At 65.2% G+C, this 14,503-nt stretch carries 3 protein-coding genes and 2 pseudogenes; 2 read left to right on the top strand and 3 right to left on the bottom strand.

Annotated elements, in window-relative coordinates:
* Positions 1-312: 312 nt before the first annotated feature.
* The 3 genes from BDI24065_RS02285 to BDI24065_RS02275 all read right to left on the bottom strand — a co-directional run bounded on the left by BDI24065_RS02285 (position 313) and on the right by BDI24065_RS02275 (position 4,275).
* Positions 313-633 (bottom strand): helix-turn-helix domain-containing protein, encoded by a 321-nt coding sequence (locus tag BDI24065_RS02285; RefSeq protein ID WP_175029831.1) that lies wholly within the window; start codon positions 631-633, stop codon positions 313-315.
* Positions 630-965 carry a SymE family type I addiction module toxin gene (locus tag BDI24065_RS02280; protein ID WP_175029830.1) on the bottom strand — a complete coding sequence of 112 codons (336 nt, stop codon included), beginning with the start codon at positions 963-965 and terminating at the stop codon, positions 630-632. The genes BDI24065_RS02285 and BDI24065_RS02280 overlap by 4 nt, the downstream gene beginning before the upstream one ends.
* A 283-nt stretch (positions 966-1,248) precedes the next feature.
* Entirely contained in the window at positions 1,249-4,275 is a 3,027-nt protein-coding gene (locus BDI24065_RS02275; protein WP_175029829.1) for an ATP-binding protein, read from the bottom strand.
* A gap of 475 nt (positions 4,276-4,750) precedes the next feature.
* Here BDI24065_RS02275 and BDI24065_RS41615 point away from each other — a divergent pair.
* Both BDI24065_RS41615 and BDI24065_RS02270 read left to right on the top strand, forming a co-directional pair.
* Positions 4,751-4,819, top strand: a pseudogene (locus BDI24065_RS41615) (ESPR-type extended signal peptide-containing protein); the annotation flags it as partial.
* Positions 4,820-5,473: 654 nt separating this feature from the next.
* A pseudogene (locus BDI24065_RS02270) lies at positions 5,474-14,500 on the top strand (YadA-like family protein); the annotation flags it as partial.
* Positions 14,501-14,503: the final 3 nt, after the last annotated feature.

Raw genomic sequence — 14,503 nt, 5'->3', positions numbered from 1 at the left:
ATGTTGCAAGAGCCGAAATCGTTGCGACAGGGTTACCTTTCATCGCAGAGATCGAAGAATTGATTGGTCGGCGGATTGCCGGTGGAACGGTATTTTGAGAACGCCCTTCCGCACGCTCGGCATGCTTTATCGCGCGGAGCGTTTGAGCAGTACGGCATGGTGTCATGCCGTTAGCCTGCGGCGCTTGCTTCCGGCGAGCATCGGTGCTCGCTCGTTCCAGGTATTGAAAGTGTGTGGTGCCGAAACTGCTACGGCGGCGGCCGGGTCACACCCGACCGCCGCACCTTTCGTTTCCGTCTACTTCACCAGCCTTCAGACCGAAACCGTGATACCCACCGGCCCCGATTCCCCCGCGGGCCGCACCACGATTTCCACATGCTGGCCGAGCGATGCGAGCGTCACCATCAGCGTTTCCAGCGAAACGTTCCGAAGCCTGTCGCGCTGCTCGGGTGTGACCGCCGGCCGGGTCATCTCGGCCAGCGCGGCAGCCTCGTCCTCACTCAGGCCGCGCGACGCGATCAGCGTATTGAGCTTCAGGACGAGCGCGGACTTGGCAGCCAGCTCACCGACATCGTAGAAGTCGAAATCGGCCGGCACGTCGTCGGGGTATTGATCCGGGTCGTTGTGATTCATTGTGCCTCTCCTGCCATCACCGATTCCAGTTGCCGTCCCGTTGCGGGATCGTCATCGGGGCGTTCGTGCTTCGCACCATGATCGCTGCCCGCATCATCGATCGGCGTAATCACCAGCCGCTTGTGCGATACCTCGATCTGCAAGCGCTGCTCGGGATCGAAACCCGCTGCCTCGATCCACCGGCCGGACAATTTCGTCCACAGATACATGATTGGCGGCGCCATGTCGGTCAGCCTGAGGTGCGGAACGAGACGGCCAGATTGAAAGGACGATTGCGGGGAGAAAAAACAATCGCGGAAATACGTCGGTGCGTTATGATTCGCGCCAGCCATGGTCAACTCCTCGTTGAGTTGGTTGTGGTCAGCGGCCCGCAGGTGTTGTTGTCACCTGCGGGCCGCGCTCGTTTACGCAGCGGATTTCGATCGCTATTCCGTTACATGATTGGCATGTCGAAATGACTGAACCTTCCTCGCGAAAACGTGCAACCACTCTACCGAGATTGACCGCTGTCTGATATCGGTCTTGTACGGTTTTATCGACATTGGCCATTCGACCGATGTCTTGCATGCTTGATGCTCAACGATTCCAGGGCAGTTGCGCCGGCGAACCACTTCATCACTTCATCGCAGATATGTCAGAAAACGTGTCGGCCGGTTGTTGCGACTCGCCAGCCGCACGTCGCACGAGGATTTCTTTCGCGTCGAGCCGGTATCGCTCGAACTCACGCGCGAACGCCGCAGCGTCGCCGGCCAGCGCCAATGCTTCCATCGATGCGCAAAGACCGGAGATGTCATGCTCGCCGATCATCGCGAACGCGCCGCGCATGCTGTGGATCTCCGTGCGGGCAGCCTTCAAGTCACCATCCTGGAGTGCCCGTGTGATCGCGCCATTCGACCGGTACGCAGTGTCGGAAAGCACCTTGTGCAGATCGTGAGGCAATGGTCCATGCCGGCGCGACGGCGGCGGAGAATGCGGCGCCTGTGATGGGCCCGTGTGCTTCGTGATCGCCAGTTCAAGCGACTTCAACGACGTCGGCTTAGCGACAATCTCGTCGATCCCCGCTTCCCGCGCGAGACGCAATTCATCCGGCTCGGCATGCGCCGTCACCGCGAGAATCGGCCGCGCACGGCCTCGCTCACGCAACACCCGCGCAAACGCATAGCCATCGAGCCCCGGCATGTTGAGATCGGTCATCACGAGCGCATAGTCGTGTCGATCGACGAGGTCGAGCGCCTCAGCGACGCTCGACGCAACATCGGCCGGATAGCCTAGGACGTCGAGCTGGTCGTGGATCAGCGAACGGTTCACCGCGTTGTCGTCGACGAACAGCACGCGGGCATTGGGGGCATCCGCGTTCGCGTCGGCGCGCGCGGCGCCCGGACGGTGATCGAGCGGCAGCGGCAGCGTAATGACGAACGTCGAGCCGACGCCCGGCACGCTGTCCACCACGATGCTGCCGCCCATCGATTCGACGAGCTTGTGGCTCAGCGCGAGCCCGATGCCGGTGCCGCCGAAACGTCGCGCGATCGACCTGTCGGCCTGCGCGAACGGTTCGAAGATGTGCGCGAGCTGGTCGGTCGTCATCCCGATCCCCGAATCGCTGACGCGGATCGTCACCGGCGTCGCATCGACCGCCGATGCCGATACGGACAGCGCGACCGTGCCGCGATCGGTGAACTTGATCGCGTTGCTGACGAGGTTCACGACGATCTGCCGCACACGCATCGGATCGCCGACATACGCATGGGCGACGGCCGGGTCGATGTCCACCCGCAGCGCGACGCCCTTCGCCGCGGCCATCGGCTCGAACAGGTCGGCGAGGTCGCGCATCAGTTCGTCGATGCGGAAGCTGGTGGCTTCGAGCGTCATCCGGTCGGCTTCGATCTTCGTCATGTCGAGCACGTTGTTCAGCATGTCGAGCAGCATCCGCGCGGCCGACGTGACCGCATGCAGCCGGCGCTTTTGCCGGCTCGGGTCGGGCGCCTTGTCGAGCAGCTCGAGGTTGCCGAGCATCGCGTTCAGCGGTGTGCGGATCTCGTGCGTGATCGTGGCGAGGAACGTCGATTTCGCGCGATTCGCGCTGCCGAGCGCGCGCTCGGCGTCGGCGCGCGTCGTGATGTCGGAGAAGCTGCACATCAGCGCGTCTCGCCCCTTGTAGCGTGCGCGGACGAAGTTGACGAGCAAGTCGCGCGTGCGGCCGTCGCTCAGCGTGATCGGCAGTTCGACGTCGAGCTGAAATGCGTCGCCGTCCTGGCGCTCGCGATAGCGCGCCAGCAGGCGTTCATGCAGCGGCGGTGAGCCGGCTTCCTTCTCGTAGAGTTCCATCATCCGGTTGCGCAGCAGCACCTGGCGCGAGCCGAGCGAAACGAGGCCGATGCCGAACGGAGCGGTCGCGATGATCGCGCGGCTCATTTGCTCGCTTTCGAACACGCGGCGAGAGCGGCGGAACAGCGGTGCGAACAGTTTCAGGTCGAACATGATGACGAGTGACCACAGCACGACGAGCATCAGCGCGGTCGTGCCGAACTCGCGCAGCATCGCCGGCCAGATCGCGTGCGCGATCATCCGCCACGAATACGCGTAGACGATCGCGAAGCCCGTATCCGAAATCCGGTCGCTGACCGTGAAGATTCCGTCGCGGTAGTTCGCGGTGAGTCGGTCGAAGCCGTGCCGCCAGTCGCCGCTGTCGAGCGCATGACGCATCAGCGCGGCGCCGTCGGTCGATGCATTGGTGCGGTCCGCGCTCAGCAGGATGCGGCCGCTTTCGTCGACGAGCATCGCGACCGTATCGTCCGGCGCGTGATCCATCCGGTCGACGATCACGTCCACGTCGAGATCGCTGACGAAAGTCATCACGTGATCGGGGCCGCCGAATACCGGCTCGACGAGGCGAAACACCGTTTTGCCCGTGAGTGGATCGACCGCGGGCGGCTGCCATGCAATGTGGCGAGTGAGACGCCAATGGCGTGCGATCGCCGGATCGCGCCAATCGGCGACGTCGAATGCGAGCCGATCGATCAGCGCATGCGTGTCAGGTACGCCCATGCGTGCGAGCAGATCGGGATACGGCGTGTTCGGCGGCGGCGTGATCGCGATCACGCGATGATCGGGGCTGTAGGCATAGCCGGTGACAGGGCGTCCGGTCTGACGCTCGGCGGCCGCGATCGAGATCGTCTGGCGTTCCATCAGCTGTACGTAGCGGTCGAATTCGCCGTTGGCCGTGGCGTCGGGCGTGGCCGCGACGAACACCTCGGTCGCGCCGTGCATCGGCGACAGCAAGACATGTCCGTCGCGCCGAAGCGTGTCGGATGAAACCCGCGCATGCGGTGGATGCCCGTTCCACAGCAATTCCGCGTTGATCACCGCGCGGCGCATGGATGCCTGCTTCGCGTCGATTTCGAGCTGGACGAGCGCCTTGTGCGTCGTGAGCAGTTCGCGCCGCTTTGATATGTAGTCGCGCACCGACCCGGTGAGCAGGATGCTCGCCGCGAACAGCATCACGAGCGACAGGAGCACGGCGCCGCCATACAGCGTGAAACGCTGGTAACGGTGCAGCAGGCCCAGGTCGCGCGGCTCGCCGCCGATCGAAGCGAACGGCGCGCTGGCGTCGGCCGGGGACGCGAAGAGATGTCGGATGGGCATGGAGCGAATATCGGTAGAACGATGCGCAAATCAGGAGCCGCGAGCGGTTCGGGCGGCGCGGGCCGCGCGGAAGCCGGGACGTGGGGCGATATCCGTAAGCCGTGTGGTGAGGCAGGCGATTGCGCTGCCGGCTCGGGGAACGAGCGAATTATCGGGATGGCAGGCTGGCGAGTATGTAGGGCAGTCCGAAATAGAAAGCGGAGATGACTAGGACTAGTCCGATTCGGTTCGCTGGGTGCGCGATGCGTTTATACGGCGCACGTGCAGGGTATGTCAAACGGAATGGTGGAAGACGCGAGATCACGCGATGCGATTGGCATACCTGATTGTCAATGAAAGTCAGATTAGGACTGGGCCTACAAAATGAGTCGAGACCTGTCCCGGCGTCTGATTAACGAATTGACAGCGGAAAAATATATTGCCTCATGTGGACGAAGACCGTCCCTCTACTTCTTCTCTTACTGAGGCAATCGACATGAACAAGTCATATCGGACCGTCTGGAATGCGTCGACAGGCACCTGGGGTGCCGCTGACGAACTGGCACGCGGGAAAACGAAAGGATCGTCGCGCGTCGCGCGCAACGCATTTGCGGCCATCGCGCTCGGCGGCGTGATGGTGGGTGGCGCATCGGCGGCCGATGTGCTCGAGTCTGCTGATGCGCTGGACGATGCGAATGGTACGAGCCAGACGGTTGGCGAGAAGTCGAGCACTTCCGCTGACGCGAAGATCGGCAGCCTGACGGTGGACGATTCGACCAACGTCGGCGGCGACGATTCGACCCGTGTCGATTTCTCCCGTGTCGTGAACTCGCCCGCAAGCACGAATGTTGGTGTCATGTCGGACTCGTCCGCAAGCAACAGCATTCAAACGAACGACATTGGCGTGATGGGTGGGCTGGATGGTGGCTCGGTGGTAGGGACGACGAACGTGGCGATCGGACCTGGCGCGTCTGTGAGAATGACGAATACAGCCAATCCTACGAATGCCATCGCCATCGGAAACAACGCCTTGGTGGGTGATGGGCAAGTCGTTGACCCTAGCGGTGGGATCGCTATTGGTGCGTTTTCGCGTGCCGGCGGTGGCGGCTCGATCGTGGTTGGCCAGAGCGCAAGCAACGATGGATCAGGCTCTGTCGCGATTGGCTCTTCAGCCTACTCGCAACGAGGAGTGGCAGTGGGCAGTGCGGCTCGCGGTAGTGGGAACGGCTCGACTGCAGTGGGCAACAGCGCATCGGCGAGCGGTACAAATTCTGTCGCATTGGGGGCGTCGAGCGTTGCGAATCGCGGCAACAGCGTATCGGTGGGTTCCGATGCGATTCAACGGCAAATCGTGAACGTTGCGGCCGGCACGGAAGACACTGACGCCGTGAACTTCGCCCAGATGAACGCCGCAATTGCGGCGAGCGGTGCCAACAACCCCCTCAGCCAGATCCGGAGTATCGGCGCCACGCCGGCGACGGCGGCCACCGACAACGCGATTGCAATCGGTGGCAGTGCCTACGCCAGTAATGCGTATAAGGGCGGCACCCTCGTGAACGGCGGCGCGGTGGCGATCGGCGAACACGCGTCGGCTACGGCGGGCGGGGCCACGGCCGTAGGCGGGTATTCCTATGCGAACACCTTCAGCTCTGCATTCGGCGACATGGCGAGCGCGTCGGGCGAGAACTCGTCGGCATTCGGCTCGTATACCACGGCAAGCGCAAAGGACTCGGTGGCACTCGGCTCAGGCTCGGTCGCAGATCGCGACGGCACCGTGTCCGTCGGCTCGACCCGATTCGCACGCCAGATCGTCAATGTCGCGGCCGGTACGCAGCAGGGCGATGCAGTCAACGTCGCCCAGCTTGCCGGCGTGGTCGGCGCGTTGGGCGGTGGCGCGGCAGTTAACCCGGATGGCACGATCGAGGCACCGACGTACACCGTCGGCGGCACGAACGTCCGCAACATTGGCGATGCACTGTCGAACCTGGACGACCGCACGACGGATCTCGCTGACAGACTCGCGAACTCGGGTCTCATCGATCCGGTGACGGGTGCGCCGATCGCAGCGGTGACGTATGACGATCCGACGAAGGCCAGTGTGACGCTGGGCGGCGCGGACGCGACCGGTACGGTCACGCTGAAGAACGTCGCAGCAGGCGTGGACGATCACGACGCGGTAAACGTCGCGCAGCTGAAGTCGTCGGGCCTCGTCGGCGAAGACAAGGACGGCAACCTGACGTCGCTGGCCGTTTCGTACGACAACACAACGCGCAACCAGATCACGCTGGGCGGCGCGGGCGCGACCACGCCGGTCGCACTGAAAAACGTCGCAAAGGGCGTCGACGGCACGGATGCCGTCAACGTCGACCAGCTGACGGGCGCGACGCAGTCGATTCGTGACGACCTTGCCACCGGCACGCTCGACATGCGCTACATCAAGGTCAATGCGACGGGTGTGCAGGCCAATGCGGCGGGTACGAACGCGGTCGCGATCGGCTCGGGCGCGAACGCGAACGGCGTGGGTGCGCTCGCGCTCGGCACGGGTTCGCGTGCACAGGGCGTGAACTCGGTCGCGCTCGGCTTCAATTCGGTCGCCACGCAGGCGAATACGGTCTCGGTCGGCCGCGCGGGCGCGGAACGGAAGGTCGTCAACGTCGCCAATGGCGATGTGAATGCCGACAGCACCGATGCGATCAACGGCTCGCAGCTGTACGACGCGCTGAATTCCCTCACCAGCACGTTCGACCAGAAGACGCAGCAACTCGCGTCGAACTCGCTGAATTCGATCGGGGTCATGGACGTCACCGATCCGCTCGTCGCGATCGAAGGCGTGCGCGGCAATAACACCGCGTCGCTGAACGGTTCGGACCCGGCGACGACGACGGCAGTGGCCGTTGGCTCGTCGTCGGTGGCGGCCGGTGGCAACGCGGTGGCGGTCGGTCTGCAGAACGTTGCAGGGTCGAACAATGCCGTGGCGATCGGTAGCTTCGCGCAAACGGGCGCGGACTCCGACTACGCGACGGCAATCGGCTCGAACGTACAGGCAACCGGATCGGAAGCGGTCGCGATGGGTGCGAACGTCGAAGCCGGTGCGGACAATGCGCTGGTGATCGGTAGCAACAATGCGCGTGCGATTGGCGCAGGCTCGGTCGCGCTCGGCAATAACGCACGGGTGAACGGTGGTGCTGCCAACAGTATCGCAGTCGGTACGAACGCGGCCGTTGCGACGAACGTGACGAACGCACTTGCGCTCGGCGCGGGTGCGACCGTGGCTGCGGGTTCGAATGGTGGCGTGGCGCTCGGCCAGGGTTCCGTCGCGAACCGCGGCAACGCTGTGTCGGTAGGCTCCGCAGCAACACAACGCCAGATCGTCAACGTTGCGGCCGGTACGGCGGCGACCGATGCGGTCAACGTTAGCCAGCTGTCGAGCTTGACGTCGGCGCTTGGTGGCGGCGCGGCGGTTGGCGCGGGCGGCACCGTCACGCAACCGACCTATACGGTGGGCGGCAAGGATTATCGCAATGTCGGCGATGCACTCGCGGCGCTCGCGGAGAACGGCGGAGCCGACCCGAATGCAGTCGCGTACGACGACGACACGAAGAGCAGCGTGACGCTGGGCGGCACGGCTGCAACGGACGCGGTCGCGCTGAAGAACGTGGCGGCCGGTGCGGTGAACGCGACGAGCACGGATGCGATCAACGGTTCGCAATTGCACGGTACGGCGCAGAGCGTGGCAGATGCGCTGGGCGGCGGCGCAACGGTGGGTGCGGACGGCAAGATCGAAGCGCCGACGTACACGGTCGGCGGTACGGACGTGCGCACGGTTGGCGACGCGCTGTCGAATCTCGACGGCCGAACGACCGCGAACACGGGCGACATCTCGGACTTGAAGGACAAGCTGGCCGACAGCGGCCTGGTCGACCCGGTGACAGGCAAGACGATCGCGGCAGTGACGTACGACAAGGACGCAACCACCGGCGCGGCGAACTTCGATTCGCTGACGCTGGCTGGCGGTGCAAACGGCACGGTGATCCACAACGTTGGCGCGGGTGAACTGTCGTCGACGAGCAAGGACGCGGTGAACGGCTCGCAGCTGTTCGCGACGAACCAGCAAGTGGGCGACCTGAAGGACAAGCTGTCGGAAGGTGGCGTGTTCGACCCGACGACGGGTGAGTCGCTGGCGGTGACGTACACGAGCGCGGACAAGACCGAAGTGAAGCTCGGTGCTGACGGCACGCCGGTGCGCGTGACGAACGTGGCGGATGCGCAAGCCGACAACGATGCGGTGAACCTGAAGCAACTGAAGGACGCAGGCCTGGTGGGTGTTGACCCGACGGACCCGGATGGCGGTCTGAAGTCGCTGGCAGTGACGTACGACAAGGACCCGAGCGGTGCGGCGAACTTCGATTCGCTGACGCTGGCTGGCGGTGCAAACGGCACGGTGATCCACAACGTTGGCGCGGGTGAACTGTCGGCAACGAGCAAGGATGCCGTGAATGGTTCGCAGTTGTTCGAGACGAACGAGCAAGTAGGTAACCTGCGTGACAGGCTGGCCGATAGCGGCCTGGTCGACCCGTCGACGGGCAAGACAATCGCCGCAGTGACGTACGACAACGATGCGAAGAGCAGCGTGACGCTGGGTGGTACTGGCGCGACGACGGCAGTCGCGCTGAAGAACATCGCAGATGGCGTGGACGATCACGACGCAGTGAACGTGTCGCAGCTGAAGGCGGTGGGCAACGTTGTCGACGACGGCAAGGGCAACCTGACGTCGCTGGCAGTGGCGTATGACGGCATCGAGAAGGACAAGGTGTCGCTGGCGGGCGCGGACGGCACGACGATCACGAACCTGAAGGCCGGTGCGGTAAACGCGACGAGTTCGGACGCGATCAACGGTTCGCAATTGCACGGCACGGCACAAAGCGTGGCAGACGCGCTGGGCGGCGGTGCGACGGTGGGCGCGGACGGCAAGATCGAAGCCCCGACGTACACGGTCGGCGGCACGGACGTGCGCACGGTTGGCGACGCGCTGTCGAACCTCGACGGCCGCACGACCGCGAACACGGGCGACATCTCGGACCTGAAGGACAAGCTGGCCGACAGCGGCCTGGTCGACCCGGTGACGGGCAAGACGCTCGCGGCGGTGACGTACGACAAGGACGCAACCACCGGCGCGGCGAACTTCGATTCGCTGACGCTGGCTGGCGGCACGAACGGCACGGTGATCCACAACGTTGGCGCGGGTGAACTGTCGTCGACGAGCAAGGATGCGGTGAACGGCTCGCAGCTGTTCGCGACGAACCAGCAAGTGGGCGACCTGAAGGACAAGCTGTCGGAAGGTGGCGTGTTCGATCCGACGACGGGCGAATCGCTGGCGGTGACGTACACGAGCGCGGACAAGACCGAGGTGAAGCTCGGTGCTGACGGCACGCCGGTGCGCGTGACGAACGTGGCGGATGCACAAGCCGACAACGACGCGGTGAACCTGAAGCAGCTGAAGGACGCGGGCCTGGTGGGTGTTGACCCGACGGACCCGGACGGTGGCCTGAAGTCGCTGGCGGTGACGTACGACAAGGACCCGAGCGGCGCGGCGAACTTCGATTCGCTGACGCTGGCTGGCGGCACGAACGGCACGGTGATCCACAACGTGGGCGCGGGTGAGCTGTCGGCAACGAGCAAGGACGCTGTGAACGGCTCGCAGCTGTTCGCGACGAACCAGCAAGTGGGCGACCTGAAGGACAAGCTGTCGGAAGGTGGCGTGTTCGATCCGACGACGGGCGAATCGCTGGCGGTGACGTATACGAACGCGGACAAGACCGAGGTGAAGCTCGGTGCTGACGGCACGCCGGTGCGCGTGACGAACGTGGCGGATGCGCAAGCCGACAACGACGCAGTGAACCTGAAGCAACTGAAGGACGCAGGCCTGGTGGGTGTTGACCCGACGGACCCGGATGGCGGCCTGAAGTCGCTGGCGGTGACGTACGACAAGGATCCGAGCGGCGCGGCGAACTTCGATTCGCTGACGCTGGCTGGCGGTGCGGACGGCACGGTAATCCACAACGTTGGCGCGGGTGAAGTGTCGGCGACGAGCAAGGACGCCGTGAACGGTTCGCAACTGCACGGCACGGCGCAAAGCGTGGCAGACGCGCTGGGCGGCGGTGCGACGGTGGGTGCGGACGGCAAGATCGAAGCCCCGACGTACACGGTCGGCGGCACGGACGTTCGCACGGTTGGCGACGCGCTGTCGAACCTCGATGGCCGTACGACCACGAACACGGGCGACATCTCGGACCTGAAGGGCAAGCTGGCCGACAGCGGCCTGGTCGACCCGGCGACGGGCAAGACGATCGCGGCAGTGACGTATGACGACGCGACGAAGGGCGCGGTGACGCTGGGCGGCACGGGCGCAACGACCGCGGTCGCGCTGAAGAACGTTGCCGATGGCGTGGACGATCACGACGCAGTGAACGTGTCGCAGTTGAAGGCGGTGGGCAACGTTGTCGACGATGGCAAGGGCAACCTGACGTCGCTGGCGGTGGCGTATGACGGCATCGAGAAGGACAAGGTGTCGCTGGCGGGCGCGGACGGCACGACGATCACGAACCTGAAGGCCGGTGCGGTAAACGCGACGAGTTCGGACGCGATCAACGGTTCGCAACTGCACGGCACGGCGCAAAGCGTGGCAGACGCGCTGGGCGGCGGCGCGACGGTTGGCACGGACGGCAAGATCGAAGCACCGACGTACACGGTCGGCGGCACGGACGTGCGTACGGTTGGCGACGCGCTGTCGAACCTCGACGGCCGCACGACCGCGAACACGGGCGACATCTCGGACCTGAAGGACAAGCTGGCCGACAGCGGCCTGGTCGACCCGGCGACGGGCAAGACGATCGCTGCAGTGACGTACGACAGCGCGGCGAAGAACAGCGTGACGCTGGGCGGCACGGGTTCGACGACCCCGGTCGCACTGAAGAACGTGGCGACCGGTGTCGACGGCACGGACGCAGTCAACGTCGCTCAGATGCAGTCGGGCCTGTCCAACTTGCGCGAAGACCTGACCAACGGCGGTATCGACCTGCGCTTCATCAAGGTCAACGCTGACCAGACGAACGTCGCCGCGATCGCCAACGGTGCACTGGCTGTCGCGATCGGCAGCGGCGCGGGCGCGACGGGTGCGCATGCACTCGCGCTCGGTACCGGTGCGCGCGCCAGCGGGCTGGACTCGGTGGCACTCGGCTACAACTCGGTCGCGACCCAGGCGAACACGGTGTCGGTCGGCCGCGTCGGCAGCGAGCGCCGGATCGTGAACGTGGCGGACGGTAACGTCGGCTTCGAAAGCAAGGACGCGGTCAACGGTGGCCAGTTGTACGATGCGATGAACGGCCTGACGACGTCGGTGAATGCGACGACGCAAAAGGCGATCGACGAGTTCTCGTCGTCGCTCGATGCGAAGACGCAAGCCGCGATCGACAAGATGAACACGAATTCGACGCAGGTGATGGCAGCGTCCGATTCGCTCGTCGCGATCGAGGGCGTGCAGAGCCCGAACTCGGCGTCACTGAACGGTGCGGATCCGACCACCGATACGGCAGTTGCGATCGGTTCGGGCGCAGTGGCTGCAGGCGGTAACGCTGTGGCCAACGGCTTGAACGCGATGGCGATGTCCAACAACGCGACGGCGATCGGCAGCTTCGCGCAAGTTGGCGATGCATCGGATTACGGTGTGGCGATGGGCTCGAACGTGCAGGCGACCGGCAAGGAAGCGGTGGCGCTCGGCGCGAACGTCGAGGCGGGTGCGGACAACGCGCTCGCGATCGGCAGCGGCAACGCGCAGGCGGTTGGTGCAGGCTCGATCGCGCTTGGCAACCATGCCGTCGTGAATGCGGGTGCGGCCAACAGCATCGCGGTCGGCTCCAACACGAACATCGCACGTAATGTGTCGGACGCGCTCGCGCTCGGCTCGGGTGCGAACGTGGCGGCAGGCGCGAACGGCGGCATCGCCCTCGGCGCAGGCTCGATCGCGAACCGTGGTAACGCGTTGTCGATCGGCAGTGTCGGTGCGGAACGCCAGATCATCAACGTTGCGGCGGGTACGCAGCAGACGGACGCGGTGAACGTGGGCCAGCTCGCCGGCGTCACTGACGCGCTTGGCGGCAGTGCGAGCGTGGGCGCGGACGGCAGCATCGTCAAGCCGACGTACACGGTCAACGGCAAGACGTACAGCAACGTCGGCGATGCGATCGTCGCGGCGTCCGAGAGCGGTGGTGGTGCGCCGGCGGAAGGCACGGTTGCCTACGACGACGCGGCGAAGTCCAGCGTGACGCTGGGCGGCGTGGGTTCGACGACACCGGTCGCGCTGAAGAACGTGGCGAACGGCGTGGATGATCACGACGCAGTCAACGTGTCGCAGCTCAAGTCGGCGGGTCTTGTCGGCAACGACGAGGACGGCAACCTGACCTCGCTGGCGGTCGGCTATGACGACGCGACGAAGAGCAAGGTGACGCTGGCTGGCGGCGCGGACGGCACGACGATCACGAACGTGGCGGCGGGCGCGGTGAACGCAACCAGCAAGGACGCGATCAACGGTTCGCAGCTGTTCGGCACGGCGCAGAGCGTGGCGTCGGCGTTGGGCGGCGGTGCATCGGTGAACCCGGACGGCACGATCGGCGCACCGACGTTCAGCGTCGGCGGCACGAACGTCCATACCGTCGGCGACGCGCTGACGAACCTGGACGACCGCACGACGGCCAACACCGGTGACATCGGCGATCTGCGCAAGCAGCTTGGCAGGACCGGCCTGGTCGATCCGTCGACGGGCGAAAGCCTCACGGCAGTCACGTACGACGTCAATCCGGACGGTACGGCGCCGCGCTCGGTCACGCTGGGCGGTGCGGATGCAACGGCACCGGTCGCGCTGAAGAACGTGGCGGACGGCGTGGACGATCACGACGCGGTGAACGTGTCGCAGCTCAAGGCGACGGGTCTCGTCGGCGAAGGCGACGACGGCAAGCTGACGTCGCTGGTGGTGGCGTACGACGACGCGAACAAGGACACCGTGACGCTGGGCGGCACGGATGCGACGGCGCCGGTTGCGCTGAAGAACGTGGCGGCCGGCGCGGTGAATGCGTCGAGCACGGACGCAGTCAACGGTTCGCAGTTGTACAACACGGCGCAGGGCGTGGCGAACGCGCTCGGCGGTGGCGCGACGGTGAACGAGGATGGTTCGGTGTCGGCTCCGTCGATCCATATCGGCAGCGAGACGTATTCGAACGTCACGCAGGCGATCCAGGCGGCGGCGGCTTACGGCGCAACCGACTCGATGGCGGTGAAGTACGACGTCAACCCTGACGGGTCGACGGTGCCGCTGTCGGTCACGTTGGGCGGGCCGGGCAGCACGCCGATCATCCTGACGAACGTCGCGGACGGCAAGAACCAGTACGACGCGGTCAACTACGGCCAGCTGTCCGACCTGCAGTCGAATCTCGAAGGCAAGATCGGCGAGATGGACGGGCGCGTGGGCAAGCTTGAATCGGGTGTCGTCCCTGGCCCGGGTGACGGCTCGGGCGGCGGCTCCGGCAGCGGGGTCGTCGGCGGCACGGGTGGCTCCGGCGACACCAGCGGCCCGATCGTTACACCGAATCCGGGCACCGGCAACGGCAACGTCGCGATCGGCTCCGGCTCGGTGGTCGCGGACGGCGCGAACAACGGCACCGCGATCGGTTCGGGTTCGAACGTCGGCGGCACCGGCGGCACGGCGATCGGCTCCGGCTCGAATGCGAAGGCCGAGAACTCGACGGCCATCGGCCAGGGTTCGAGCGCTTCGGGTTCGAACTCGGTGGCGATCGGTGCCGGCTCCGTGGCGACCGAGGCGAATACCGTCTCGTTCGGCAACGGTACCGACAGCGGCAACCGCCGGCTCGTCAACATCGCGGACGGCGTGAATGCGTCGGACGCCGCGACGAAGGGCCAGCTCGACCGCGCAATGGGCGGCATGCAGAACCAGGTCAACGACCTGTCGCGCAACGCTTATTCGGGTATCGCCGCAGCCACCGCGCTGACGATGATTCCGGGCGTCGATCCGGGCAAGACGCTGTCGTTCGGTATCGGCGGTGCGACCTACAAGGGCTATCAGGCCGTGGCGTTCGGCGGCGAAGCCCGCATCACGCAGAACCTGAAGATGAAGGCCGGCGTGGGTATGTCGAGCGGCGGTAACTCGGTCGGCGTGGGCGCTTCGTATCAGTGGTAACGC

Origin of the sequence: Burkholderia lata (assembly GCF_902499025.1) — a bacterium.
In the GTDB taxonomy this organism is placed as follows: Bacteria; Pseudomonadota; Gammaproteobacteria; order Burkholderiales; family Burkholderiaceae; genus Burkholderia; species Burkholderia lata_C.
The sequence above is the reverse complement of the archived record's forward strand: the minus strand, read 5'-3'. Positions and strand labels throughout refer to the sequence as shown.

Coding starts and splice junctions, on each gene's coding strand:
- BDI24065_RS02275 (WP_175029829.1), bottom strand. CDS start 4,275: ATGCCCATCCGACATCTCTTCGCGTCCCCGGCCGACGCCAGCGCGCCG.
- BDI24065_RS02285 (WP_175029831.1), bottom strand. CDS start 633: ATGAATCACAACGACCCGGATCAATACCCCGACGACGTGCCGGCCGAT.
- BDI24065_RS02280 (WP_175029830.1), bottom strand. CDS start 965: ATGGCTGGCGCGAATCATAACGCACCGACGTATTTCCGCGATTGTTTT.